We start from the raw sequence: 22735 nt of genomic DNA, 5'->3' as shown, positions 1-22735 counted from the left end.
GGGTCTACCCGCGCAAGCCGGCCGCCGCGTCGCGCACCGCGGCCGTGATGGCGGCGACCATCGGGCTGTCGAGCTTCCAGCACTGCCAGAACAGCGGCACGTCCAGATACTGTTCGGTGATCCGGACAAAGTCGTCGTCCACCAGTTCCTCGGGATACATCCCCCAGCCCAGCCCGGCGCGCACTGCGGCGCCGAAGCCCTCGGCAGTCGGGATGTAATGCGTCGGCCTGATCACGTCCCTGCGGAATACCTTGCGCACCAATTGATCCTGTAGCGCATCATCACGGTTCCAGGACAGCGAGGGCGCCGCCTGCGCCGCCTCGCGGGTGAACCCTTCCGGCAGGTAGCGCTGCACATATTCCGCACTGGCCACCGGCACGTAGCGCATCGCGCCCAGCGGGTGCACCCGACAGCCCGGCACCGGGTTCCGCTCGGTGGTGACGGCTCCCATCACCACGCCCTCGCGCAGCAGTCGTGCCGAAAGGTCCTGATCCTCGATCCTGATGTCGAACAGGAACTCGGCGGCCCGGGCGAACACCCCGGTGAACCAGGTCGCCATCGAATCGGCGTTGACGGCCAGCGCGATCCTGGTGCGTTGCGCGGTGCCACCGCCCATCTCCGCCAGTGCCTCGGACTCCAGCAATGCCGTCTGCGCCGCCAGCCTGAGCAGGGGAACGCCGGCAGATGTTGCTGTGCAGGGCTTTTCGCGAACCACCAAAACCTGCCCGACACGTTGCTCCAGGGCCTTGATGCGCTGGCTGACCGCCGAAGGAGTCACATGCAGACGCTGCGCGGCTGCATCGAAGCTTCCCAGCTCGACCACCGCGGCGAAGGCAGCAAGCTGCTGGCCGTCGATCTGCACGCCCCGATCCTAGTCGGGCAGACCCTCGTCGCCGCGCAAACCGCTGCCGGTGAACCGGACCAACTGGTCGACCCACCCACGGTCCAGTCCGCCGGGCCCCAAAGGCCGCCCGTAGAGAGTCAGATCGGAGCTGGCCAGCGCACCGATCATCGCAAAGATGGCAATCGTGCTGCGCTGCTGACCTTCTGTGGTCTGGATGTCCGGCACCGCCCGTCCCGCGGCGGCGAAGAACAACTCGGGCAGGCTCGGTGTGCCCGCCAACTGATCGAGCCAGATCTGATCTTCGTCCAAGGCAAGCTGATTCATTACCTTGAGCCAGCGCAATCCACCGATCGGATCCTCGTCGAGCAGCCGGACGTAAGGCGCGATGAGAGCCTCGACGACGTCGCAGACACCGATCTCGTTCCCGGACTCAGCCACCCGCACCAGCTCCTGGACGACGGCCCCGAACACCGTCGGCACCCGCCGTCGTGCCACCTCGAGCACCAGGTCCCGCTTGGCCGGGAAATGGTAGGCCACCGCGCGGCTGGCCACGCCTGCCTCGCGGGCCACTGCCCGCGCCGCCACCGCACCGATCGACGTCTCGGCGAACATTCGCTCAGCGGTATCGACGATCAGGGTTCGGGTGTCGACATCACGCCGGGGACCACGTCTATGGGTCGAGCTCGAGACCACAAGAGGAGCCTAACCACTTGTGGCGCCATCGTCCTGTGGTCGGTTCAGTTCTCCTACTACGGTCGTAGGTCAAGATCGGACACCAGAGCGATGTGGGTTGACCTGCGTTCTTCGTAGCGTCGAGCCATGACACGAGCACAGCGTTCCCCAGCTATCTCGATAGCGAACTCAGTGACAGGCGTCGCCCGTGGATGGACGGCGAAAGATGCCGTCGTCACCCCACCGGTGACCGACCGGGTGACACCGCCGCACCAGGGCTCCCAGGACGCCGGCCGGTGGCGGCGCGCGGTGGCCGCGGTGCGCGCAGCACTGGCCACCGTGCCCCGCCCCGACCTGAAGCAGCCCTACTATCCGCCGGTGCGCGAACGCTTCGTCGAGGACGCCGCGATGTCACGCGAAATGTGGCGACTCTGAATTGCTGAAATCCGGCCCCCGAAAATCCAGCCCCAGAAAATCCGGCCCCCGAAAATCCAACCGTAGTAGGAGGCGCAGCAACGCCTTCACCTTCTACGATCACAACATGCTCGGTAGCATCGCGCGCGGGTTCCGTGCGCACGTACACCGGCGGGGCTATGCGCTCCCGGTGGGCTACAACTGGGCCATCGTGTTGGCGTTCGACACGACGGTGATCGGTGCCAGCCTGGTGGCGATGTTGCAGCGCCCGACGGCCGACCTTCCGGCCGGCCTGCTCGCGTTCGTCGTCTGCGCTGCGCCCTTCGCGTTGTTCTACCTGTCGGGCGTCGATTTCAAGGCACCGATCGTCTGGGGAACCTGGACCACCGCGACTGCCGTGTTGCTGTTCGCGACGGCAACACCGGTATCCAACGACTTCGCTCCGTTGATCGCGGTGCTGATGGTCGGCGAGGTCGCCTCACTCACCGGGGTGTGGGGTGGATTCTTGGCGTCGCTGACCGCGGCCACCCTGCTGCTGACCGCTGCCTCGCAACACCGTCTCGATGCCCTGCCGCTCTATCTGGGGATCCTCGGGATGGGTTGGCTGGTGGGCTATCTCGTGCACACCCAGCAGCAACTCATGCGACAGCAGCAAGAGTCGCAGGCCGCGCAGGCCCGCCATGCCGCGGCCGACGAACGGCGCCGTATCGCCCGCGAGGTCCACGACGTGATTGCGCATTCACTGAGCGTGACGCTGCTGCACGTGACCGGGGCACGTCGGGGGTTGCAGCAGGACCGCGACGTCGACGACGCGGTCGAGGCATTGGAGCAGGCCGAACGCCTGGGGCGTCAGGCCATGGCCGATATCCGGCGCACGGTCGGACTACTCGACGGCGCCCCCATGAGCATGGCTCCCGAACCCGGAGTCGACGACATCAGTTGCCTGGTAGACGATTTCGTGCATGCCGGGCTCAACGTGCGGTTCGACGCGACCGGCCGCACCGATATGGTCTCCGCCGCGGTGGGCTTGGCGTTGTACCGCATTGCCCAGGAGTCTCTGGCCAACATCGCCAAGCACGCGCCCGATGCGGAAGCGACAGTGCTGCTGAGGATCTCACGGAACTCGGCGACCTTGACCGTCGCCAACCGACTGCCAGTGGCCGCCCTCACCGTCCGGAACGGCCGCGATGCGGAGGGCCGCGGGGTACGCGGTATGCGCCAGCGCGTCGAGCTGCTCGGCGGGATCATCAGCGTCGGTCCCGGCGACGACGGATGGTCGGTGCGCACGAACATTCCCTTGGATGACACCGACCGGGCGCCCCGGCGATGCCCCGTGGTGTCATGACGGACCCCGTCACCGAGGTCGCGGTCCTCCTGGTCGACGACCAGGATCTGGTGCGCTCCGGGCTGCGACGCATTCTACGGCGCAAGGACGGCTTCACGATCGTCGCCGAATGCGCCGATGGCGACGAGGTGCCCGATGCCATCAGCCAGTACCGGCCCGACGTGGTGGTGATGGACCTGCGGATGAAACGTGTCGACGGGATCGAAGCCACCCGCCAGGTGACGGCGGTCGACGGGCCTCCGGTGCTGGCGCTGACCACGTTCAACGACGACGAGTTGCTCTCGGGCGCGCTGCGGGCCGGGGCCAGCGGATTCGTACTCAAGGATTCCTCCGCCGAGGAACTGATCCGGGCGGTGCGCGCGGTGGCCCAGGGCGACAGCTATCTCGACCCGGCGGTGACCTCACGGGTGCTCACCACGTACCGCAAGTCCGCCGAGCCGCGTCGCAACGGCGCCGTCGGCGATCTCACCGCCCGGGAGCTCGACGTGCTGACGCTGATCGCCAAGGGGCATTCCAACGCCGAGATCGCCGATGAACTCTGCATCTCCGGGCTCACCGTCAAGAGCCATATCGGCCACATCTTCATCAAGCTCGACCTGCGTGACCGTGCCGCCGCCATCATCCACGCGTACGACGCCGGGCTGGTCAGCCCCCAGTAACAGAGTCTTTCGGCCGTGGCCTGAAGGACTTTCGGCAGGAGAATACCGACGGATGACCGCTACCCTCCGTCGCCCAAGGAGAGTGATCATCGGTTATGGCCGCAGCGGAAATTCACGAAACACACACCGGGATCGTCGCGTTGGTGGGCGACAGGGCCTACAAAGTCAAGAAACCCGTCACCACTGACTTTCTCGATTTCAGCTCGGTCGAGCACCGTGAACAGGTGTGCGTACGTGAGGTTCGCTTGAACCAGCGACTCGCGCCCGACAGCTACCTCGGGGTCGCCCATCTCTCCGATCTACAAGGTGGTCAGCCCGAGCCGGTGATCGTGATGCGCAGATACCCTGATTCGCGCCGGTTGACGTCGATCGTCGCCAGTGGTGAACCTGTGGTTGAGCATCTGTCAGCGATCGCCGATGCGATCGCGCGGTTTCACGCTGACGCCGAACGGTCCGACGACATCGACCGCGCAGCGGCGGTGCCTGCGGTCGCCGGCCGTTGGCGGGACAACCTCACTGAATTGCGCCGGTATGCGGGAACAGTGGTGCCCGCTGAATCACTGGCCGAGGTCGATCGGCTGTATGACCAGTTCATCAAGGGTCGCACCGCACTGTTCGGCGACCGCATCGCCAACCGCCGCGTCGTCGACGGCCACGGCGACTTGTCGACCGGAGACATCTTCTGCATGCCAGACGGTCCGGCCATCCTTGACTGTCTCGAGTTCGACGACGGCCTACGCCATGTCGACTGCAGCGACGACGCCGCGTTCCTGGCGATGGACCTGGAATTCCTCGGCCGCCGAGACCTGGCGGATTACTTCATCGCCGAGTACCAGCGGCTCTCCGGGGATGTGCCGCCGAGCGCATTGGTGGACTTCTACATCGCCTACCGTGCCGTGGTCCGCGCCAAGGTCGACTGCATCAGGGTTCAGCAGGGCAACGAGAGCGCGACGAATGATGCCCGGCGCCATCTCGACATCGCCCTCGATCGCCTCCGCCGAGGTGCCGTGCGACTGGTCATCGTGGGCGGTGGCCCCGGAACCGGCAAGACCACGCTCGCGCACGCGCTCGCTGAACAGGTGGCTGCGCGGGTCATCTCCACCGATGATGTGCGCCGCGAACTGCAGGAGCGTGGAGTCCTCGACGGCGCGGCCGGGATTTTGAACGAGGGGCTGTACAGCAAGGAGAACGTGTCCGCCGTTTATGCGACCGTGCTGGAGAAGGCCCGACGAACACTGGCCATGGGGCAGTCGGTGATCCTCGACGGCACCTGGCGAGATCAGGACCTTCGACGGCGAGCGCGGGAGATTGCAGCGGAACAGAGTTGTCCGACAGTGGAATTGGCGTGCACTGTGCCTCTCGACGAAGCCAAGCAGCGCATCGTCCAGCGGCAGGTCACCAACTCAGATGCCACCCCGCAGATCGCAGAAGGTTTGGCGACCGACGCCGATTGGCCTGACGCCCATCTCGTCAACACGCGCCGCCCGCTTGCGGAATCCGTCGCCGAAGCCCAACGGATCTGTTGCACGACAATCTGACCCTCAAGGGTCTGAACCATTACGAAGTGAGGTTCCTGTGTAAACCCGGAGCCGCGGACCCGCCGAACGCCCTTGTAAAGTAAAACGGCGGCCTTCCTTTCGGCTGCCACCTGCACAAACGTTCCGGGCAGCGAGGTTCGGCACATCCACCAAGGGGGAAATATGAATGAAGTGCTGGCCCGCGCCGGCATCTTCCAAGGTGTGTCGCCAGACGCCGTGGCCGCGCTCGTCCGGCAGTTGGAGCCGGTGACCTTCCGTCGGACCGAGGTCGTGTTCACCGAGGGCGAGCCCGGCGACACGCTGTACATCATCACCGCGGGCAAGGTGAAGATCGGCCGCAAGTCGACGGACGGCCGCGACAGCCTGATCACGCTGATGGGCCCGTCGGACATGTTCGGCGAACTCGCCATCTTCGATCCGGGTCCGCGAACCTCGACGGTGACCGCGCTGACCGAAGTGAAGGCGGTGGTGATGAGCCGCAGCGTGCTGCGGAGCTGGATCGCCGATCGACCTGAGATCGCCGAACAACTGCTGCGGGTGCTGGCCCGCCGGTTGCGTCGCACCAACGACAACCTGTCCGACCTGATCTTCACCGATGTGCCGGGCCGGGTTGCCAAGCAACTGCTCTATCTGGCGCAGCGATTCGGCAGCCGCGACGGCAGCGCACTGCGTGTCGACCACGAACTGACGCAAGAAGAGATCGCCCAGCTCGTGGGCTCCTCGCGGGAGACGGTCAACAAGGCGCTGTCGGACTTCGCGCAACGCGGCTGGATCCGCGTGCAGGGCCGCAGCATCCTGATCGACAACGCCGAGCGATTGGCGAAACGCGCGCACTGAACGTGTGACCGCACAGACATTGTTAGTACCCTAACTATTAGGGTACTTTCTAAGTATGACCGCAGTATCCGAAGCGTCGACCGCACCCTCCGGAGCCCTCGGCGCCGATCCCCTGGCCCTCGAGCGACAGGTCTGTTTCGCACTGGCCGTCAGCAACCGCGCCGTGCTCGCGGTTTACCGGCCGCTGCTGGAGCCGCTGGGGCTGACCCATCCCCAGTACCTGGTGATGCTGGCGTTGTGGGATCACCAACGGTCCGGCTCGGGCGGCACTCCGCCGCTCTCGGTCAAAGAGATCGCCTCCGCACTGCAACTCGATTCGGCGACGCTTTCACCGATGCTCAAACGGCTGGAAGCACTCGGCCTGCTGACCCGCAGCCGCCGGGCGGGCGATGAACGCGCAACCGATGTCGCGCTCACCGAGGCCGGGATCGCCCTGCGTGAACGGGCCCTGGCGATCCCTCCCGCAGTGGTCGAGCGCCTGGGCGTCGACCTCGCCGAACTCGAACAGCTGCATCGAGTGTTGACCCGCATCAACGTGGCTGCGCTGGCGGCCAACTCACTCACCGACTGACCCGAGGAGTCCACCATGGCCGGCCAGAAAACCGAAGACCGTCCCAACCTCTTCCAATACATCGCCTACTGCTACGGCAAGCGGTTGCCCGATTCCATGCGGGACTGGGTGGCCCACGACCTGGCCGACCATGGCGCAGTGCGCCGTCATCTGATCCGGATGGCGATCCCGCCACTGTTCGTGCTGGCGCCGCTCTGGCTGCTGCCCGCTTCGCTGTACGTGCACATCGAGATGACCGTGCCGATCTACATCTGGGCGCTTTTGATGGCGCTCGCGCTCAACAAGATCTGGCGCCGGCACCGGCTGGCACAGCACGGCCTCGACCCCAATCTGGTCGACGAGATCCAGTACAAGAAGGACCTGCAGAAGCACGAGGACTACATCCGCCGGTTCGGACCGCGCCCCGAATCGTCCAAGCGTCAGACCAACAGCAGCCCCTTCTGACGTTCAAGCTGGTCAGACCCCTTGCATGCAAGCTTGCATACAAGGGGTATAGTCGTCCTACGTGGTCACGGACGAGAAATCGAGCAACAGCCAGCGCGTCTACCGGATGACCAAGGACCAGATCCTCTCCGGTGAGTTTCGAGGCGGGCAGCTGCTCAGCGAGGTAGAGGTGGCGACGCAGCTCGGCGTCAGCCGCACACCTGTGCACGAGGCGTTTCTGCGCCTGGCTGCCGAGGACTTCCTGGATCTGGTGCCGCGGCGCGGCGCCGTCGTCGTCCCCGTGTCCGCGCAAGAAGCCACCGACCTGCTCGAGATGCGCCTGGCGCTGGAGACCGCGGCGGTGCGCCGGCTGTGCCGATCACCGGAATCCATCGACACCCTGTTCGGTGAACTCACCGAGTTGGTAGAGCGGCAGCGCCATGGCGCCGCGATCGGGGATGCCGATCAGTTCGCAGCCGCCGACGACGCGTTTCACCGCCGGATCGTGCAGGTCGCCGGGAATTCGATCGCCGGGCGCTTCTACGGATCGCTCAGCGACCGGCAGCGCCGCATGATGGCCGACGCCGCCCGCTCGGACTCAGCCCGGCTCACCGAACTGATCGGCGAGCACGCGGATCTGGCCGATGCCATCGGACGTCGCGATGTCTCCGGTTTCGAGGCAGCACTGCTGGCCCATCTGGAAGCGACCTACCGGGTGGTGCTGGCATGACCACTGTCGCAACGGAATTCGCCGAAGCGCCGGTTCGGCTGCCGCGCCGCCTACCGCCCTGGCTCGCGGTGGCCATCGCCGTCTTCTGCATCGGTTGGGGCGGAAACCAATTCACCCCGCTGCTGATCGCCTATGCCCAGCACTCCGGCTACACCCGGGTGGACGTCGACATCCTGCTCGGCGCCTATGTGCTCGGCCTGATTCCCGGCCTGCTGATCGCCTCGACGCTGTCGGACCGTCACGGTCGGCGCAATGTAATGGCCGCCGGTGTGCTCAGTGCGGCGCTGGGCAGTCTCATCCTGGCAGTCGGCGACTACTGGGGTTTCCCGGCCCTGTTCGTCGGCCGGTTGTTCAGCGGGGTGGCAGTCGGGATCGCGATGGCAGTGGGTTCGGCCTGGATCACCGAACTGTCCAGGCCGCCCTTCGACGACGCTTCGGACGGCGCCGGAGCGCGACGCGCCTCGATCTGCCTGTCGTTGGGCTTCGGGGTGGGACCTCTGTGCGCCGGGCTGCTCACCGTCTACGCGCCGCTACCGCTGGTGTTGACCTACCTGGTCCACGCTGCCCTGTGCGTGCCGGTGCTGTGGGCGGTGTGGAATCGGACCGCCGAGACCCGTGAGCGCACAACCTCTCGACCTTTCCTGGACGGCCTCAAGGTGCCTGCAGCGGGCCACCGCCGGTTCCTGCATGTCGTTGTTCCCATGGCGCCGTGGATCTTTGGATCGGCGGCAATCGCCTACGCGGTGGTGCCCGCACTCGTCGCCGACCAGCTCGGGTCGTGGGCCCTGCTCTATACCGTGGGGTTGACCGTCCTGACGCTGGGCTGTGGTGTGGCGATCCAACCGATTGCACGTCGGCTCGACGACGTGTCCAGCTCCCGGGCCGTGGTGGTGTCGATGGCGCTCATGGCGCTGGGGATCTTCGCCGCAGTCGCCACCGCCGTGACCCGATCGGCGCTCGTCGCGCCACTTGTCGCGATGCTGCTCGGCAGCGCCTACGGCATTGCGATCGTGTCGGGTCTGCTTGAGATCCAACGCATTGCACCGCCCGACGAGCTCGCCGGCATCTCGGGCGTCTACTACTCACTGGCCTATCTCGGGTTCCTCCTGCCCGCGGTGCTTGCCGCACTCGCGCACTGGTTCAGCTATCCGGTCATGCTGACCGTGGTAGGGGTACTGGCCATCATCTGCACGGCAGTGTGCGCATCAGGGTGGGCGAAGCATCTGGAGCCGCGGACGCCGACGTCCGCCTGAGGTCATCCCTCAGATGCCGGCGCTACAACTCAGCAACGCGCCCGTTGTCGACCAGCCACCTGCGGTCCAAGCGAACGTTCTGCAGCATGCGGCGGTCATGCGTCACCAGTAACAACGCACCGTCATAAGCCTCAAGCGCCTGCTCGAGTTGCTCGATGGCAGGCAGGTCCAGGTGATTCGTCGGCTCATCGAGCACCAGCACGTTGGTGCCGCATGCTTGTAGCAACGCCAGGCCGGCACGGGTTCTCTCCCCGGGCGATAATTCGTCAACCGGGCGTTCGACGTGATCGGCCCGCAGCCCGAACTTCGCCAGCAGGGTGCGCACATCGGCGGTCGACCAGGCCGGCAGCCGCTGCTCGAACCGGTCGACGAGTCGCGCGGTACCGGTGAAATCGTTACGGGCCTGGTCAATCTCGCCGATGGCGACGCTGGCGCCGAGACCGGCGCGCCCCGCATCGGGCTGACGACGCCCCAGCAGAAGCCGCAGCAATGTCGACTTTCCGGCCCCGTTGGCGCCGGTGATTCCGATCCGCTCGCCGGCATCAACCTGCAACGACACTGGGCCCAACACGAAATCACCCTGCTGCACAACGGCATTGTCGAGGGTGGCGACGACCGAGCTCGACCGTGGCGCGGCGCCGACGGTGAACTGCAGAGACCATTCCTTGCGGGGTTCCTCGACTTCCTCGAGGCGGGCGATCCGGCTCTCCATCTGACGCACCTTCTGCGCCTGCTTCTCGCTGGATTCGGTGGCGGCGCGCCGGCGGATCTTGTCGTTGTCCGGTGACTTGCGCATCGCGTTGCGGGTGCCCTGGCTCGACCACTCGCGCTGCGTGCGCGCGCGGGACACCAGGTCGGCCTTCTTCTCGGCGAATTCCTCGTACTGTTCGCGCCGGTGCCGGCGGCCGACCTCACGCTCCTCTAGATAGCTTTCGTACCCACCGCCGAAAACGGTGGTGGTGTTCTGTGCCAGATCCAGCTCGAGGATGCGAGTCACGCTGCGGGCGAGGAACTCCCGATCGTGACTCACCAGCACCACACCCCCACGAAGCTCCGTGACGAACTGCTCCAGCCGGGCGAGTCCGTCAAGGTCCAGATCGTTGGTCGGTTCGTCGAGCAGCACGACATCGAACCGCGACAGCAGCAGTGCCGCCAACCCGACCCGTGCCGCCTGCCCGCCTGACAACGCGGTCATCGGCGTCGAGTCGGGTCGCACCGCATCGGTGTCGAGCCCGAGGCCGGCCAGCACTGCCGGCAGCCGTTCGTCGAGATCGGCCGCACCGGTGGCGAGCCAGTGATCCAGCGCGGCCGAGTAGGCAGCGGCCGGATCCTCTTCCCCTGAGCTCGGGTCTGCCAGTGCCGCGGCCGCGGCGTCCATGGCCTGCGTGGCATCGGTGCATCCCGTGCGGCGGGCAATGTAGGCCGCGACGGTCTCCCCTGGTAGGCGCTCGTGCTCCTGCGGCAGCCATCCGACGAATGCGTCTGCCGGCGCCACGCTGACCGTTCCGTCGAGCGGCTCGAGATCCCCGGCCAGGATCCGCAGCAGTGTGCTCTTGCCTGCGCCGTTGACCCCGACAACCCCGATGACATCACCCGGCGCGACCGTCAGGTCGACCCCCTCGAAGAGGGTGCGATGGGCGAATCCGCCGGCCACATTCTTCGCGACAAGCGTTGCGGTCATGGTTTCTATCGTCGCATTACGCCGAGTTGCCCCGCGCCCGGCGCATCGGTTCCGCCGCTGAGGTTGCAAGCTGGGCCCTGTGGCGAACGTGCAACCTTTGCAGCAGGACGGTGGCGGGCCGCTACAAGAACCAGCACGTTCGTCACAGTGAGCCGCGGGGATGCCAGGAAGCGAAGACCGGGATCCGAAGCGGACCAGACGCGGCGTGTTTCAAAGGCCAAACTCCGCACGGGGTCCACCGCCCGGCTACCGTCGATCTGGTGACAATGTCACGGACCCGCCTCGCCCGGTTCTGCGCCATCGGAACCGTCATGATCACCCTCGTCGCGGCCACATCGTGCGGGCGGCCGGCGCGTCCACCGGCGGCCAGTTCCACGTCGACAACGACCGCGCCGGTCCCCACGGTCCCGATTCCCAGCACGGCCGCCGTCGTGCCCATGGGTGACTTCACCCCGGTCGCCCAGCTCGTCAACGACGCGATTGCGGTACCTCGACTACCGGGTGCGGTGGTCCAGGTCGGGCACGCCGGCAAGATCGTCTTCCGCCAGGCGTTCGGGTCGCGCAAACTGGCCGGCGAAGCGGGACCGGACGGAGCGTCCGCCCCCGCCGAGCCGATGACCGAGGACACGATCTTCGACCTGGCCTCGTTGTCGAAGTGCCTCACGACCGCCGTTGCCATCCTGCAGCTATACGAACAGGGCCAGGTTCAACTCGATGAACCCGTGCAGACGTACCTACCCGACTTCAACCCGACCAATGATCCACGCCGCGCGCAGGTGACGGTGCGGATGTTGCTCACCCACACGTCGGGCCTCGCGGGAGATCTGAGTCTGGACGGGCCGTGGGGGCTGGACAAACCCGACAAGGCCGAAGGCATCCACCGGGCGCTCGGCGCGTGGGTCGTGTCCGAGCCCGGAGAACGCTTTCACTACTCCGACATCGGGTTCATCATCCTCGGGGCGCTGCTCGAGAAAGTCACCGGTGAACCCGAGGACGTCTACATTCAGAAGAACGTGTTCGCGCCGCTCGGGATGGCAGACACCCGCTATCTCCCGGTGGCCAAAGCATGTGGCCCACACCAGGTCCGGGGAACCGCGATCGCCGTCGATCCGCGCGCGGATGAAGTGAACGACTGCCCGGCGGGTACGTGGAGCACCGATCTCCTGGCGCGCGTCGCACCCACGGCACTCGACGAAGACACTACGGGCCTCAATCCGGACTTCGGCCACCCGCTGCGCGGCACCGTGCACGATCCGACGGCCCGCCGGATGGGTGGTGTCGCCGGAAGTGCCGGCGTGTTCTCGACGGTGAACGACGTCGGCCGGTTCGCTCAGGCCCTCCTCGACCGTCGCGCCGGCCGCCCGAGTGCATTCCCGCTGAAGCAATCGACCCTGACGTTGATGACCACCCCGCAGCAGCCCGGACACAGCGAGGTACAAGTCGAGGCGGCGAACAACGCCACCCGAGAGGCGATCGAAAACACCCCCAACACAACACATCCCCTGCTCGCACCTAATTATCCGGCAATAGCCGGACAAGACCTCCGTGGCTTCGGCTGGGATATCGACACGGACCAGTCCCGGCCGCGGGGCATGGTCTTCCCCATCGGCAGCTTCGGCCATACCGGCTTCACGGGAGTGACGCTCTGGATGGATCCGGGATCGGACACCTACGTCGTCGTTCTCGGGAACGTGATCCATCAGCGCGGCGCCCCGCCCATAGCCGGGCTGAGCGGTGAAGTGGCCACACTCAGCGGCCGGGCGCTACATCTGTACGGGAACTAGCCGGCCACCGCTGAGCCGACAAGGTAACTGCCCAGCAGACAGACTCCGATGAGCACGACCCATCCGTCGGTGAGGCGGCACAGCAGTACGGGCGCGTGACGGACTTCCATGAACTCTCGGAAGATGATGCGCACCTTGATGAGTGCGATGACGATTGCGCTGACGGTGACGACGGTGCTGGCCTTGAGGGTGCCGTTCTGGTCGACGGCTTCGTCCAGCCAGACGTAGGCGAGCGTCATCGCCGTCAGGATCACCCAGACGATCGGCAGTCTGCTGTTGAATTTGGTGCGCACCACTCACCTCACGACGTAGATCAACGCGAAAATCAGGACCCACAGGAAATCGACTGTGTGCCAGTACGTGGCACCCGTTTCGACAAGCTGCTGGGATCGCCGCTCCGGACTCCACAACTGGTAGACGACCACACCCAGCACCACGAAGCCGATAAGTACGTGTATGCAGTGGATCGAAGTCAGGAAGAAGTAGTGCTGAAAGAACTCATCGCTGGTGAACGTGTTCCCCATGCCTATCTGGGTGACCCATTCGATGATCTTTCCGGCCAGGAAGACGACACCGAACGAGACCGACAGGAACGCGTTCGTCAACGCGGATCCGTAGTTGCCCTCACGTGAGGCCTGGACGCACCGCGCGATAGCCCACGAACTCAGCAGCAGGGCAATGGTATTGACCACCCCTATGCGTAGGTCGAGGTGGGACTGCGACTGCAGGAAGAGTTGCGGATTCTGGGTACGTGACACCAGGTACACCGAGAAGTACGCGGTGAACAGCAGCGATTCGAACAGCACGAACATCCACATGTCGGGCTGCCCGGGAACCGCCCGGGTGCGGTCACGGTCGACTTGCTGGGTCATCGAACCGCCTCCGCCGGCGCGTGCTGGTCTGCGGCATCCTTGTCCGGAAGGTCCGGTAGCGGGCCGGTGCCGAAGTCTTCGCGTTCGATCATCTTGCGTAGCAGCACGATGAAAACTCCTGTGTACGTGACGAACACGACCATGTTGACCCACCAGGCGATTGCGCCGTTCCAGGCGAAGGCGCCCCGCTGGAAGATCCACGCGGGAGCGACGACCACCTCGGTCAGCGCGTTGCACAGGTTGAGATAGCCGAACCACTTCGGGAACACGCGGTTCTTGTCGAGCAGGATCGCGGCCATCCACACCAGGGAGCCGATCAGGAACACACCCATGGTGCCGCTGAACGACAGGAAGGCGAATTCGTAGAGCCAGTGGACGATCTCGGGATCGCGGTCGGGCCGTAGCGCGGCAGCGGTCATCGCGATGGCCATGACGAGCATGCCCGGAATTGCGCTCAGCGAGTACATGATCAGATACGAGTACGCGAAGACCGGACTGACCGACATCCGTCGCATCGAGTACGCGAGAAGGGCGTTCATCGGCGCACACAACCCCGTGATGAGGAAGACGACGCCGAAGCCGGCGAGAACGCCGAACCGGTGGTCGGTCATCCAATGCACGACCATCGGGGTGTCCCAGGCCGGGCTCGGTGGGGGCTGTACGCGGGTGACGAAGAAGAACAGCACACCGTAGAGCTGGTAGAAGAACACCATCACGTACCACGCGAACCACAGTTCACGTTTGGGATGGTGGCGGAGGTTCCACGTGAGCCTGCTCAACCGTGAGTCGCTCACGCGGGCACCTTGTCCATCACCCGTTGCTGCTTGATCGTCTGGGCGAGAACGACTCCCATCACCAGAATCCAGACCGCGATGGCGATGTTCTTGAGCCAGAAGGACAACGCCCCGTCCCAGGCGAGGGGCCCGTCGAACGACAGTGCGGTGAACGTAGCCGGGGCCAGCGCTGCCGCGACGATGAGGTTGAAGTACCCCACCCACGGCTTGAACACCGGTCGTTCCTGATGGTCCCAGTAGATCGCCAGCGCCAGCAGCAGGCATTGTGCGATCAGGTATGGCACCAGCAGCGTGAAGGTGAGCCAGGCGAGGTCATTGAGCACCTGGGTCAGCTCAGGAGCGCGGTCCGGGCGGAACGAGCCGAGCAGCCAGAACATGTTGGCGATGAGGAACAGTGCCGGCGGACCTCCGGCGGCGGCAATCAAGCTGTAGGACAGGATCGGCGTGCGGTGGGCCATCCGGCGTACCTGCATCGCCAGCAGCATCACGATCGGGATGAGGCCGACGCCGAACCAGTTGAACAGGATCATGCTGTAGCGGATCCGTGCGGTGTTGTCCTGATAGAAACTCGCGACCTGGTCGGCAGACATGTTGGGGGACATCGGATGTGCGAACCCGGGGAACAAGAAGAACGCGGAGATCCAGATGATCGCCACCACGGGCAACGTCCCTAAGAGGATCAACTCACCGTCAGGTCGTCTCATGGTCGGACTCTCTTCATGCGTCGCGTTGGTTGCCGATCGGCAACTTGGACGGTAGCCGATCGGCAACTAGGCGGTCAATCGTCGGTTACCGTTGATGCTGTGACGTCCACTCAGGAGGCCCGCACTTTCGGCGCGATCACGCGCACCGCTGCTCAGACACGGGTGATGGATGCAGCCCTGAAACTGATCGCCAATCACGGGGTGAGCGGCACGTCGCTGCAGATGATCGCCGACGAGATGGGTGTCACGAAGGCCGCCGTGTACCGGCAGTTCAAGACCAAGGAAGAGATCGTCATCGCGATCACCGAACGGGAGATGAGCTTCCTCGAGGAAGCACTGGAGGAAGCTGAGGCCCAAGGCTCCCCCCGAAAAGCCCGTGAGGCGCTGCTGGACCGGATGATCGAGCAAGCCATCGACCGCCGCGGCGCCTTCAGCATTCCGATGTTCGATCCCGTCATCATTCGCCTGCAGGCCGAGTATGAGCCGTTTCAGCGATTCATCGAACGCCTCTTCGCGGCCCTCCTCGGCACTGAAGCCGGCGTGGAGGCTCGACTCCACGCCGCGATGCTCTCAAGTGCCATCAGCGTCGCCGTCATGCATCCGCTTCTCGCCGACATCGACGGCGAGACCCTTCGGGTGCAGTTGAACCAGATGACGCGCCGGATGCTCGGGCTTGCCGACTAGCGACGAGGCGTCGTGGTGATGTGCACGTGGTCGAAGTGCCCGTAACCCGAGGCCTGCGGGCCGGATGGCGTGTAGTAGGTGCCACGCCAGATCACATCCTGTAACCCGAACCGGGCCACATTGCTCATCGCGAACGCAAGAATCTCATTGCCGAGCGCGATGCCCTCGGGGCTTTCCGGATTGGGAATCATGATGTCGATCGCCAGCCCGCTCGGATGCCACGGCTTCGAGTCCGGCCGCACCCCGTCGATGTCGGCAATCTGGGGAAACCGGGCGCTGACGGCCCTGGCGGCCACGATGGTGTTGGGCTGCAACCCGGCCTCGGACGCGACGCCGACGGGCAGCGACTCCGGGATATCCGCCTCGCCGCCCGGCATCACCGCCGCCGCGTTGTCGACGACCGCCTGCTGTTGCGGTGTCAACGCCCCGTATTGCGCCTCGGCTTCGGCGATCTGACGCAGCAGTTCACGCCACTTGCCCTGGAGGTCTGCGCGCACCGCGTTCGCCCGCTCGGCCGCGGTGTGGGCGTCGGCGGCCGATTTCTCTGACGCACCGGCGGCGGCGGCCGCGCGCTCACGCGCCGATCGATAGGCCTCCATCTTGTCGGCCGCCCCATCGACCACCGCCCGCTGCACCGACAGCTGATCGATCAGCTGCCGCGGGGAGCCTGCGGTCAGCACCGCCGCCACTCCACCGGTGCGTCCACTCATATACGTCATCGCCGCCACCCCGTCGACCGCAGCCTGAAAGGGCTGAAGCTGGGTGTTCGCGATCTCGAGGGCCTCCATGTCGGCGCGATGGCGGTCCGTCGCCGCTGTCTCCTCGGCCAGTCTGGCATCGACGTCGCGTTGGGCAGCCGTGACGGCCTCACGACTCTGAACCGCCTGACGGGACAACTCGTTCAGCTTGGCCAGCCCGTCAGCCGCAGGCTCCGCATTCACGTCGGCCATCGGCGTCAGAATCAGGACCGCGGCCGCCGCACCGCACACCGTTCGCCGAAGTAAACGGCGCACCCCGATCATTCGGATAGTCACGATCCTTCGCTGCAAGGACCGATCCTGGCCCGGCGGTATATCTCCTGGACAGGCTACGAACTGCCTTGGACGATGTCCACCCGTCTTTATCCTGGATTGTCGACTGCCACCCGGCCCTCAGCCAGCACCAGTTGCCGCCGGATCAGGAACAGCGGGAATGCCACGCTCACAGCGATGACCGCACTGAGCACGATGTAGATCCACACCTTCGGGATGCCGATCCGGCGCGCCTCGACGACCATGAACACGAAGGCCGCCAGCCCGAACAACAGCAGGTCGTTGGTGAGTGAGGACGACCCGTAGTTGGCGTAGCCGCTCTGGAAGAAGTCGATCAGGCTCGTGCTTTCCGTAGTGAAGTAGCCGATGTTGTTCCACCAGGTCGCCACCAGCGCTACCACTGCGATCACTGCATAGGTGCCGCACAAAATCTTGTCGTTTCGTGTCAGCATCGCCATCGTCACGCCTCCCCTTCAGACCGATCAGTCCAGGTGAACGTATCTATCCAGCGACCTCCACGGAGGCGATTTGTCCCACCAGTTGTCCCATTACATGGTGAGTGAGTACTCTCTCACCATGTCATCCGGACGCGACCGACTCTTGGCCACAGCGCTCAAGCTGTTCGCCGCCAGGGGGTACGCCGCCACGTCCGTGGCTCATATCCAGCAGGCGGCCGGCCTGGCGCCGGGCTCGGGAGCGCTCTACAAGCACTTCGGCTCCAAACGCGAACTGCTCGAGTCCGCGGTCTCACACCGCATCGAGGCCATCGTGAGTGCCCGGGAGCAGTACGACGCCGGCCATCCCAAGACCACCGAAGAGGCGGTTCGCAGCGCCGGGCAATTGATCTGGGCCAACCTGACCCAGAGCGAGGAACTGCTACGGGTCATGCTGCGCGAACCCGACGAACTCGGTGACCTCGACGAGAAAACGTGGCAGGTCATCACCGACAACGCCTATCAACGGTTCGCCGATGAACTGGCCGCATCGAATCGCTCGGGCCGCACCCAGATCCCCGATCCCGAGGCCACGGCAGCCGTCGCGATCTCCGCACTGTCCTATGCCGCGACGCTGCAGGCGCTGACCAAACGCACGCCGGGCAACGTCGACAACGATCGCTTCTTCGAGGCCTGGGTCACCCAGACCGTCAGCGTGATCGAACAACACCGCTCGTAAACCACTGACCACCAACATATTTCAGGAGCCAACCGTGACGTTCTCCATGCAGCTGAGCGACGATGTGATCGAGGTCCGTGACTGGGTGCACCAGTTCGCCGCCGAGGTGGTGCGTCCGGCCGCCGCGGAATGGGATGAGCGCGAGGAGACCCCGTGGCCCGTCATCCAGGAGGCCGCCAAGGTCGGCCTGTATTCCCCCGAACTGTTCGCCCAGCAGGCCGCCGAACCCACCGGGCTCGGCATGCTGACCGTGTTCGAGGAACTGTTCTGGGGTGACGCGGGCATCGCCCTGTCGATCCTGGGCACAGGCCTGGCCGCAGCGGCCCTGGCGGGCAACGGAACCCCCGAACAGATCGGCCAGTGGCTGCCGGCCATGTTCGGCACACCCGGCGAGCCGCATCTGGGTGCGTTCTGCTCGTCCGAGCCCGACGCGGGATCCGACGTCGGCGCCATCCGCACCCGCGCCCGCTTCGACGAGGCAACCCGCGAGTGGGTGCTCAACGGCACCAAGACGTGGGCCACCAACGGCGGCATCGCGAACGTCCACATCGTGGTGGCCTCGATCTATCCCGAACTCGGATCCCGCGGACAGGCCACGTTCATCATCCCGCCGGACACCCACGGCTTCACGCAGGGCCAGAAGTTCAAGAAGCACGGCATCCGCGCCTCCCACACCGCCGAGGTGGTGCTCGACAACGTCCGCCTGTCCGAGGATCTGATCCTGGGCGGTCGGGAGAAGTTCGAGGAGCGCATCGCCCGCGTGAAGTCCGGCGCCTCGGCCGGCGGCCAGGCGGCGATGAAGACCTTCGAGCGCACCCGGCCCACCGTGGGCGCGATGGCGGTCGGTGTGGCCCGCGCCGCCTACGAATACGCTCTGGACTACGCCTGCCAGCGCGAGCAATTCGGCCGCAAGATCGGCGAGTTCCAGGCCGTCGCGTTCAAGCTCGCCGACATGAAGAGCCGTATCGACGCCGCCCGATTGCTGGTCTGGCGAGCCGGCTGGATGGCCCGCAACAACCAGGCCTTCGACAACGCCGAGGGCTCGATGGCCAAGCTGGTCGCCAGTGAGACCGCGGTCTATGTGACCGATGAGGCCATCCAGATCCTCGGCGGCAACGGCTACACCCGCGATTACCCGGTCGAGCGGATGCACCGTGACGCCAAGATCTTCACGATCTTCGAGGGCACCAGCGAAATCCAGCGCCTGGTGATCTCTCGCGCCATTACCGGACTGGCGATCCGCTAGTCAGCAGCGGCTATTTGCCGGTGCGCTCGCGGTGCTTGCACCCGGGCCAGCAGCACGGTCGCCGCTGCCCTTCCTCCAACTCCTCCTGCGTCCGGCGGATCCGCCGCTCGCGCGTCGCCTGCTGCTTGGCGTCCTCGACCCAGCAGATGAACTCGTTGCGCGCGAGCGGCGTGATGTCCTGCCAGGCAGCCAGCGCCGTGGCGTTGCCGATCAGGGCTTCGCGCAGGTCGGCCGGCAATTTGTGCACGACCCCGCCGGACACGCGTTGGCCAGTCATAAGGCCAGGTTAAGCGCCTGAGCTCAGCAACACACTCGCGACACGGCGTACCCCTTATCGTTACCTTAAAGGGGTCTTATTTTTCTTAGAGTTGAGGTACGGTGGGCGTGCAGGGCGGTCATCCCGCCCCGGCAGTGACGGAAGGAACCCGACATGCAACCTGCAGCAGCCACCCGGATCGCACTTGTCACCGGCGCCTCGCGGGGTATCGGCGCCGATGTCGCACAACAGCTCGCCGGTCCGGACACCCACGTCGTCGTCAACTACCGCGAGAAGGCGAAACGAGCCGACTCGGTTGTCGACGCCATCCACCGCGCGGGCGGTCGTGCCTCTACGCTCGGGGCCGACATCTCCGACGAGGCCGCCGCCGCCGCGATGATCGAACGGGTGGGTCGCGAGTTCGGTCGGCTGGACGTGCTGGTGCTCAATGCATCGACCGGGCTGAATCTGGGTGCCGATCCGGGTTACGCGATGCGGCTGAACCGCGATGCCCAGCGCCGGTTGGTCAAGCTGGCCCTGCCACTGATGCCGGTGGGCGGTCAGATCGTGTTCGTCACCAGCCATCAGGCCCACTTCTTCCCCAACAAGGCCGTGCCGAAGGGCTACGCAGCGATCGCCGCAAGCAAGCGCGCCGGCGAGACCGCGCTCTATGCCATGCGTTCCGAATTCGACCGGCGGGGAATCGATTTCACCGTGGTGTCCGGTGAGGTGATGTCTGACCGCGAGCTGGCGACCACCATCGCTCGGGCGGCATCCGCGCCGTACCCGTCCGGGATCGTCTACGCCGGCGGTCCAGACTTTCTGTGCCAGATGTCGGCCTGACAAATAGCCTTTCGCCCGAGACCTACTGCGAACCAGAGGTATTCGCCTGCAGTTGGTTCCGGACCGCAGTGCCCAACGCGCTCGTCGTCGAGGCTCCGCCCATGTCAGGGGTCAGGATGTCACCTCCGCGCGCCAGCACGTCCTCGACGGCTTTCATGATCGCTGCCGCGGCATCACGTTCACCCAGGTGGTCGAGCATCAACGATGCGCTCCAGATTTGACCGATGGGATTGGCGATGCCGCGCCCGGCGATGTCGGGGGCGGAACCGTGAACCGGCTCGAACAGGCTCGGAAAACGCCGCTCCGGATTGATGTTTCCACTGGGCGCGATGCCGATGGTGCCGGTGCACGCCGGCCCCAGATCAGACAGGATGTCGCCGAAGAGGTTGCTCGCGACCACAACATCGAACCAGTCGGGATGCAGAACGAAATTCGCCGCGAGGATGTCGATGTGGTATTTGTCCACCTCGATATCGGGGTACCGCTCACTCATCTGCTCGACGCGCTCGTCCCAGTACGGCATCGTGATCGAGATACCGTTGCTCTTCGTCGCCGAGGTCAGGTGTTTCTCGGGTCGCCGTTGGGCAAGCTCGAACGCGTACTTCAGGATCCGGTCGACACCGACGCGGGTCATCACCGTCTCCTGCATCACCGTCTCACGGTCCGTGCCCTCGAACATCTTGCCGCCGACGCTCGAGTACTCACCCTCGGTGTTCTCCCGTACGACGACGAAGTCGACGTCGCCGGGTTCCCGTCCCGCCAGCGGGCTTTTCACTCCGGGCATCAGCTTGACCGGACGTAGGTTGACGTACTGGTCGAAGTGTCGACGGAACTGCAGGAGGCTGCCCCACAGCGAAATATGGTCGGGCACAACGTCCGGCCAGCCGACGGCGCCGAAGAAAAGCGCATCGAAGCGGCTCAGCTCGTCGAACCACCCTTCGGGCAGCATCGCGCCGGTGTCGGTGTAGTACTCCGCGCACGCGTAATCGAACTGTTCATAGTCGACGGCGAAACCGAAGGCGGCCGCTGCCGACTCCAGCACCTTGAGGCCCTCGGGGACCACTTCCTTGCCGATACCGTCGCCCGGGATCACTGCCAGCCGGTGGGTGGTGGTCATTCCGCCACCTTACGTTTTGGCGATCCGGCGCCGGCGGCAAGCGAGGGGGCGCCCGGTGTGGGCGCCCCCTCGCTGGTGTCGGGTGTCAGCGACCGTTGCCGAATGTCGATGTGACGACACCGGTGCTGGCGTGGTGCTGGATGTCGTGCACCCACTGGTGATGGGTGACGTCAGCTTGCGCCGGGGCGGCCAGGCCGACGATGGCGGCGGCGAAACCGGTGGCGATCATGCTCGCAAAACCAAATTTCTTCATGTCGAAAGCCCTTCGTTCTGGGCGTTCGAGCCGTGGCGTGGGAGTCGCGGTTCGGACGTCTCTCCACCGGTTCGGGGGATTCCTACCCGGTCTGACTCTCACAACACGCTGGTCAACGCGGTTAATTCCGCTGGCAGAAATTGCGCGGGGGTTGGCAGAAACAGCGGATCACGACGTGTCTGCGCGCCGTTTTCTACTGCAGGGTTGCTCTGCGGCACTGGCCACGACCCAGTTGCAGAAAGCGACGTGCACATGGGCTTCACAGCGCGGTTCATCGGTACTACATTGCGTAGTAGTCGAGCTTAGGGGGCACGATGCGGTGGCGCGGAGTAAGTCATGTCGAGTTCGCGGTCTTGGATTACGACGAATCTCTCAAGTTCTATGACGCGATGCTGGGCTGGCTGGGATTCAGCAGCTTCTCGTCGCTGAACATGGAATACCAGTCGATTTACTACATGACGCGATACCTCAACCCGCACAGCTACATTGGCATCCAGCCAGCGCGGACCGGAGACAAGCTCACCCACGCCGACCAGGCCGTCGGGATCAATCACGTCGCGCTGTGGGCCCGAAACCGGAAGGAAGTCGACCGCTTTCATCGCGAGTTCCTGATCGCCCGGGGCATCCCGGTCACCGACGAACCCAAGGACTACCCGCAGTACTGGCCCGGCTACTACGCGGTGTTCTTCGACGACCCGATCAACGGGATCCACTGGGAACTCGCCTGGGTGCCGAAAGTGCCGACGCCGCGCCAACTATGGTCGTTCTATCGGACAATCCGGGCCTTCGGTAAGCAGCGCCCCGATCTGGCTAATACGGTGCCCGGCATCACCCTGCAGGCGCGGCGGAGTCTGCCGGGTAAGTGAGCCCGGAAGCTAGGCCAGCGTGACACCCAGTTCCCGGGTCGGCACGCGCGACCTACCCGTCGTCGCCGCCCCCATGATTGGGGTTGGTGCAGATGGTGCCCTCACACGGCACATCTGAGCCATCACCATTCGGGTTGGGCATCAC

At 65.3% G+C, this 22735-nt stretch carries 27 protein-coding genes; 15 read left to right on the top strand and 12 right to left on the bottom strand.

Features of this window, described 5'->3' with window-relative positions; genetic code table 11:
- Positions 1-4: 4 nt before the first annotated feature.
- Entirely contained in the window at positions 5-862 is an 858-nt protein-coding gene (locus tag ACZYZF_RS06440) for a LysR family transcriptional regulator ArgP (RefSeq protein ID WP_463834922.1), read from the bottom strand.
- A gap of 9 nt (positions 863-871) precedes the next feature.
- Positions 872-1537 (bottom strand): TetR/AcrR family transcriptional regulator, encoded by a 666-nt coding sequence (locus tag ACZYZF_RS06435; protein WP_463834920.1) that lies wholly within the window; start codon positions 1535-1537, stop codon positions 872-874.
- A gap of 126 nt (positions 1538-1663) precedes the next feature.
- On the opposite strand from ACZYZF_RS06435, the gene ACZYZF_RS06430 reads away from it, so the two are divergent.
- The 9 genes from ACZYZF_RS06430 (at position 1664) to ACZYZF_RS06390 (ending at position 9286) form a co-directional block, all read left to right on the top strand.
- Entirely contained in the window at positions 1664-1951 is a 288-nt protein-coding gene (locus tag ACZYZF_RS06430) for a hypothetical protein (protein WP_463743015.1), read from the top strand.
- Positions 1952-2057: 106 nt separating this feature from the next.
- Complete coding sequence (locus tag ACZYZF_RS06425; RefSeq protein ID WP_463834919.1) at positions 2058-3275, top strand: sensor histidine kinase; 1218 nt, start codon at positions 2058-2060, stop codon at positions 3273-3275.
- Positions 3272-3934 carry a response regulator transcription factor gene (locus ACZYZF_RS06420; RefSeq protein WP_463743017.1) on the top strand — a complete coding sequence of 221 codons (663 nt, stop codon included), beginning with the start codon at positions 3272-3274 and terminating at the stop codon, positions 3932-3934. Before ACZYZF_RS06425 ends, ACZYZF_RS06420 begins: the two co-directional genes overlap by 4 nt.
- A gap of 95 nt (positions 3935-4029) precedes the next feature.
- Complete coding sequence (locus ACZYZF_RS06415) at positions 4030-5472, top strand: bifunctional aminoglycoside phosphotransferase/ATP-binding protein (RefSeq protein WP_463834918.1); 1443 nt, start codon at positions 4030-4032, stop codon at positions 5470-5472.
- A 162-nt stretch (positions 5473-5634) separates the two neighbouring features.
- Positions 5635-6309 (top strand): cAMP-activated global transcriptional regulator CRP, encoded by a 675-nt coding sequence (gene crp, locus ACZYZF_RS06410; RefSeq protein ID WP_463743019.1) that lies wholly within the window; start codon positions 5635-5637, stop codon positions 6307-6309.
- 55 nt (positions 6310-6364) lie between these two features.
- Positions 6365-6880 (top strand): MarR family winged helix-turn-helix transcriptional regulator, encoded by a 516-nt coding sequence (locus ACZYZF_RS06405; RefSeq protein WP_463834917.1) that lies wholly within the window; start codon positions 6365-6367, stop codon positions 6878-6880.
- A 15-nt stretch (positions 6881-6895) separates the two neighbouring features.
- Entirely contained in the window at positions 6896-7324 is a 429-nt protein-coding gene (locus ACZYZF_RS06400) for a DUF5313 domain-containing protein (RefSeq protein ID WP_463834916.1), read from the top strand.
- A gap of 61 nt (positions 7325-7385) precedes the next feature.
- Entirely contained in the window at positions 7386-8033 is a 648-nt protein-coding gene (locus tag ACZYZF_RS06395; RefSeq protein WP_463743022.1) for a GntR family transcriptional regulator, read from the top strand.
- The gene (locus ACZYZF_RS06390; protein WP_463834915.1) at positions 8030-9286 is read left to right on the top strand and encodes an MFS transporter; all 1257 of its coding nucleotides are present in this window, start codon (positions 8030-8032) and stop codon (positions 9284-9286) included. The genes ACZYZF_RS06395 and ACZYZF_RS06390 overlap by 4 nt, the downstream gene beginning before the upstream one ends.
- A gap of 22 nt (positions 9287-9308) precedes the next feature.
- Here the strand turns inward: ACZYZF_RS06390 and abc-f are convergent, their stop codons facing one another.
- Positions 9309-10967: a ribosomal protection-like ABC-F family protein gene (gene abc-f / locus ACZYZF_RS06385; protein WP_463834913.1), complete on the bottom strand. Its 1659-nt coding sequence runs from the start codon at positions 10965-10967 to the stop codon at positions 9309-9311.
- A 266-nt stretch (positions 10968-11233) separates the two neighbouring features.
- On the opposite strand from abc-f, the gene ACZYZF_RS06380 reads away from it, so the two are divergent.
- Complete coding sequence (locus ACZYZF_RS06380; RefSeq protein WP_463835155.1) at positions 11234-12751, top strand: serine hydrolase domain-containing protein; 1518 nt, start codon at positions 11234-11236, stop codon at positions 12749-12751.
- Here ACZYZF_RS06380 and ACZYZF_RS06375 read toward each other — a convergent pair.
- The 4 genes from ACZYZF_RS06375 to ACZYZF_RS06360 are packed head-to-tail and all read right to left on the bottom strand — an operon-like array spanning position 12748 to position 15121.
- On the bottom strand, positions 12748-13044 hold the full coding sequence (locus ACZYZF_RS06375; protein WP_463834912.1) for a cytochrome C oxidase subunit IV family protein: 297 nt from the start codon (positions 13042-13044) through the stop codon (positions 12748-12750). The two genes, ACZYZF_RS06380 and ACZYZF_RS06375, sit on opposite strands and share 4 nt — an antisense overlap.
- A gap of 3 nt (positions 13045-13047) precedes the next feature.
- A complete protein-coding gene (locus ACZYZF_RS06370; protein ID WP_463834911.1) occupies positions 13048-13623 on the bottom strand; it encodes a cytochrome c oxidase subunit 3 in 576 nt (191 codons plus the stop codon).
- On the bottom strand, positions 13620-14417 hold the full coding sequence (locus ACZYZF_RS06365; protein WP_463834910.1) for a hypothetical protein: 798 nt from the start codon (positions 14415-14417) through the stop codon (positions 13620-13622). The genes ACZYZF_RS06370 and ACZYZF_RS06365 overlap by 4 nt, the downstream gene beginning before the upstream one ends.
- Positions 14414-15121, bottom strand: coding sequence for a hypothetical protein (locus ACZYZF_RS06360; RefSeq protein WP_463834909.1), 708 nt, complete (start codon positions 15119-15121; stop codon positions 14414-14416). Before ACZYZF_RS06360 ends, ACZYZF_RS06365 begins: the two co-directional genes overlap by 4 nt.
- Positions 15122-15286: 165 nt before the next feature.
- Between ACZYZF_RS06360 and ACZYZF_RS06355 the strand changes: the two genes are divergently transcribed.
- Positions 15287-15805: a TetR/AcrR family transcriptional regulator gene (locus ACZYZF_RS06355; RefSeq protein ID WP_463835154.1), complete on the top strand. Its 519-nt coding sequence runs from the start codon at positions 15287-15289 to the stop codon at positions 15803-15805.
- On the opposite strand, the gene ACZYZF_RS06350 is transcribed toward ACZYZF_RS06355, so the two are convergent.
- Positions 15802-16827, bottom strand: coding sequence for a coiled-coil domain-containing protein (locus tag ACZYZF_RS06350; protein WP_463744115.1), 1026 nt, complete (start codon positions 16825-16827; stop codon positions 15802-15804). The genes ACZYZF_RS06355 and ACZYZF_RS06350 overlap by 4 nt on opposite strands.
- Before the next feature lie 98 nt (positions 16828-16925).
- Positions 16926-17294 (bottom strand): DUF2834 domain-containing protein, encoded by a 369-nt coding sequence (locus ACZYZF_RS06345; protein ID WP_463743029.1) that lies wholly within the window; start codon positions 17292-17294, stop codon positions 16926-16928.
- A gap of 118 nt (positions 17295-17412) precedes the next feature.
- Between ACZYZF_RS06345 and ACZYZF_RS06340 the strand changes: the two genes are divergently transcribed.
- Positions 17413-18009 (top strand): TetR/AcrR family transcriptional regulator, encoded by a 597-nt coding sequence (locus ACZYZF_RS06340; protein ID WP_463743030.1) that lies wholly within the window; start codon positions 17413-17415, stop codon positions 18007-18009.
- A 34-nt stretch (positions 18010-18043) separates the two neighbouring features.
- A complete protein-coding gene (locus ACZYZF_RS06335) occupies positions 18044-19255 on the top strand; it encodes an acyl-CoA dehydrogenase family protein (RefSeq protein WP_463743031.1) in 1212 nt (403 codons plus the stop codon).
- A gap of 10 nt (positions 19256-19265) precedes the next feature.
- Here ACZYZF_RS06335 and ACZYZF_RS06330 read toward each other — a convergent pair whose 3' ends face one another.
- Complete coding sequence (locus tag ACZYZF_RS06330) at positions 19266-19532, bottom strand: YdeI/OmpD-associated family protein (RefSeq protein WP_463834908.1); 267 nt, start codon at positions 19530-19532, stop codon at positions 19266-19268.
- A 153-nt stretch (positions 19533-19685) separates the two neighbouring features.
- Between ACZYZF_RS06330 and ACZYZF_RS06325 the strand changes: the two genes are divergently transcribed.
- Positions 19686-20354 (top strand): SDR family oxidoreductase, encoded by a 669-nt coding sequence (locus tag ACZYZF_RS06325; RefSeq protein ID WP_463743033.1) that lies wholly within the window; start codon positions 19686-19688, stop codon positions 20352-20354.
- A gap of 22 nt (positions 20355-20376) precedes the next feature.
- Here ACZYZF_RS06325 and ACZYZF_RS06320 read toward each other — a convergent pair whose 3' ends face one another.
- Both ACZYZF_RS06320 and ACZYZF_RS06315 read right to left on the bottom strand, forming a co-directional pair.
- The gene (locus ACZYZF_RS06320; RefSeq protein WP_463834907.1) at positions 20377-21471 is read right to left on the bottom strand and encodes a tartrate dehydrogenase; all 1095 of its coding nucleotides are present in this window, start codon (positions 21469-21471) and stop codon (positions 20377-20379) included.
- 85 nt (positions 21472-21556) lie between these two features.
- Complete coding sequence (locus ACZYZF_RS06315) at positions 21557-21724, bottom strand: hypothetical protein (RefSeq protein ID WP_463834906.1); 168 nt, start codon at positions 21722-21724, stop codon at positions 21557-21559.
- Positions 21725-22038: 314 nt separating this feature from the next.
- Between ACZYZF_RS06315 and ACZYZF_RS06310 the strand changes: the two genes are divergently transcribed.
- Positions 22039-22590, top strand: a complete 552-nt coding sequence (locus ACZYZF_RS06310; protein WP_463834905.1) for a VOC family protein — start codon at positions 22039-22041, stop codon at positions 22588-22590.
- Positions 22591-22735 lie beyond the last annotated feature (145 nt).

Source organism: Mycobacterium sp. IDUB_24 (genome assembly GCF_055419385.1).
The sequence above is the reverse complement of the archived record's forward strand: the minus strand, read 5'-3'. Positions and strand labels throughout refer to the sequence as shown.

Coding starts and splice junctions, on each gene's coding strand:
- ACZYZF_RS06430 (WP_463743015.1), top strand. CDS start 1,664: ATGACACGAGCACAGCGTTCCCCAGCTATCTCGATAGCGAACTCAGTG.
- ACZYZF_RS06425 (WP_463834919.1), top strand. CDS start 2,058: ATGCTCGGTAGCATCGCGCGCGGGTTCCGTGCGCACGTACACCGGCGG.
- ACZYZF_RS06420 (WP_463743017.1), top strand. CDS start 3,272: ATGACGGACCCCGTCACCGAGGTCGCGGTCCTCCTGGTCGACGACCAG.
- ACZYZF_RS06415 (WP_463834918.1), top strand. CDS start 4,030: ATGGCCGCAGCGGAAATTCACGAAACACACACCGGGATCGTCGCGTTG.
- crp (WP_463743019.1), top strand. CDS start 5,635: ATGAATGAAGTGCTGGCCCGCGCCGGCATCTTCCAAGGTGTGTCGCCA.
- ACZYZF_RS06405 (WP_463834917.1), top strand. CDS start 6,365: ATGACCGCAGTATCCGAAGCGTCGACCGCACCCTCCGGAGCCCTCGGC.
- ACZYZF_RS06400 (WP_463834916.1), top strand. CDS start 6,896: ATGGCCGGCCAGAAAACCGAAGACCGTCCCAACCTCTTCCAATACATC.
- ACZYZF_RS06390 (WP_463834915.1), top strand. CDS start 8,030: ATGACCACTGTCGCAACGGAATTCGCCGAAGCGCCGGTTCGGCTGCCG.
- abc-f (WP_463834913.1), bottom strand. CDS start 10,967: ATGACCGCAACGCTTGTCGCGAAGAATGTGGCCGGCGGATTCGCCCAT.
- ACZYZF_RS06380 (WP_463835155.1), top strand. CDS start 11,234: ATGTCACGGACCCGCCTCGCCCGGTTCTGCGCCATCGGAACCGTCATG.
- ACZYZF_RS06370 (WP_463834911.1), bottom strand. CDS start 13,623: ATGACCCAGCAAGTCGACCGTGACCGCACCCGGGCGGTTCCCGGGCAG.
- ACZYZF_RS06360 (WP_463834909.1), bottom strand. CDS start 15,121: ATGAGACGACCTGACGGTGAGTTGATCCTCTTAGGGACGTTGCCCGTG.
- ACZYZF_RS06355 (WP_463835154.1), top strand. CDS start 15,287: ATGGATGCAGCCCTGAAACTGATCGCCAATCACGGGGTGAGCGGCACG.
- ACZYZF_RS06350 (WP_463744115.1), bottom strand. CDS start 16,827: ATGATCGGGGTGCGCCGTTTACTTCGGCGAACGGTGTGCGGTGCGGCG.
- ACZYZF_RS06345 (WP_463743029.1), bottom strand. CDS start 17,294: ATGGCGATGCTGACACGAAACGACAAGATTTTGTGCGGCACCTATGCA.
- ACZYZF_RS06340 (WP_463743030.1), top strand. CDS start 17,413: ATGTCATCCGGACGCGACCGACTCTTGGCCACAGCGCTCAAGCTGTTC.
- ACZYZF_RS06330 (WP_463834908.1), bottom strand. CDS start 19,532: ATGACTGGCCAACGCGTGTCCGGCGGGGTCGTGCACAAATTGCCGGCC.
- ACZYZF_RS06325 (WP_463743033.1), top strand. CDS start 19,686: ATGCAACCTGCAGCAGCCACCCGGATCGCACTTGTCACCGGCGCCTCG.
- ACZYZF_RS06320 (WP_463834907.1), bottom strand. CDS start 21,471: ATGACCACCACCCACCGGCTGGCAGTGATCCCGGGCGACGGTATCGGC.
- ACZYZF_RS06315 (WP_463834906.1), bottom strand. CDS start 21,724: ATGAAGAAATTTGGTTTTGCGAGCATGATCGCCACCGGTTTCGCCGCC.
- ACZYZF_RS06310 (WP_463834905.1), top strand. CDS start 22,039: ATGCGGTGGCGCGGAGTAAGTCATGTCGAGTTCGCGGTCTTGGATTAC.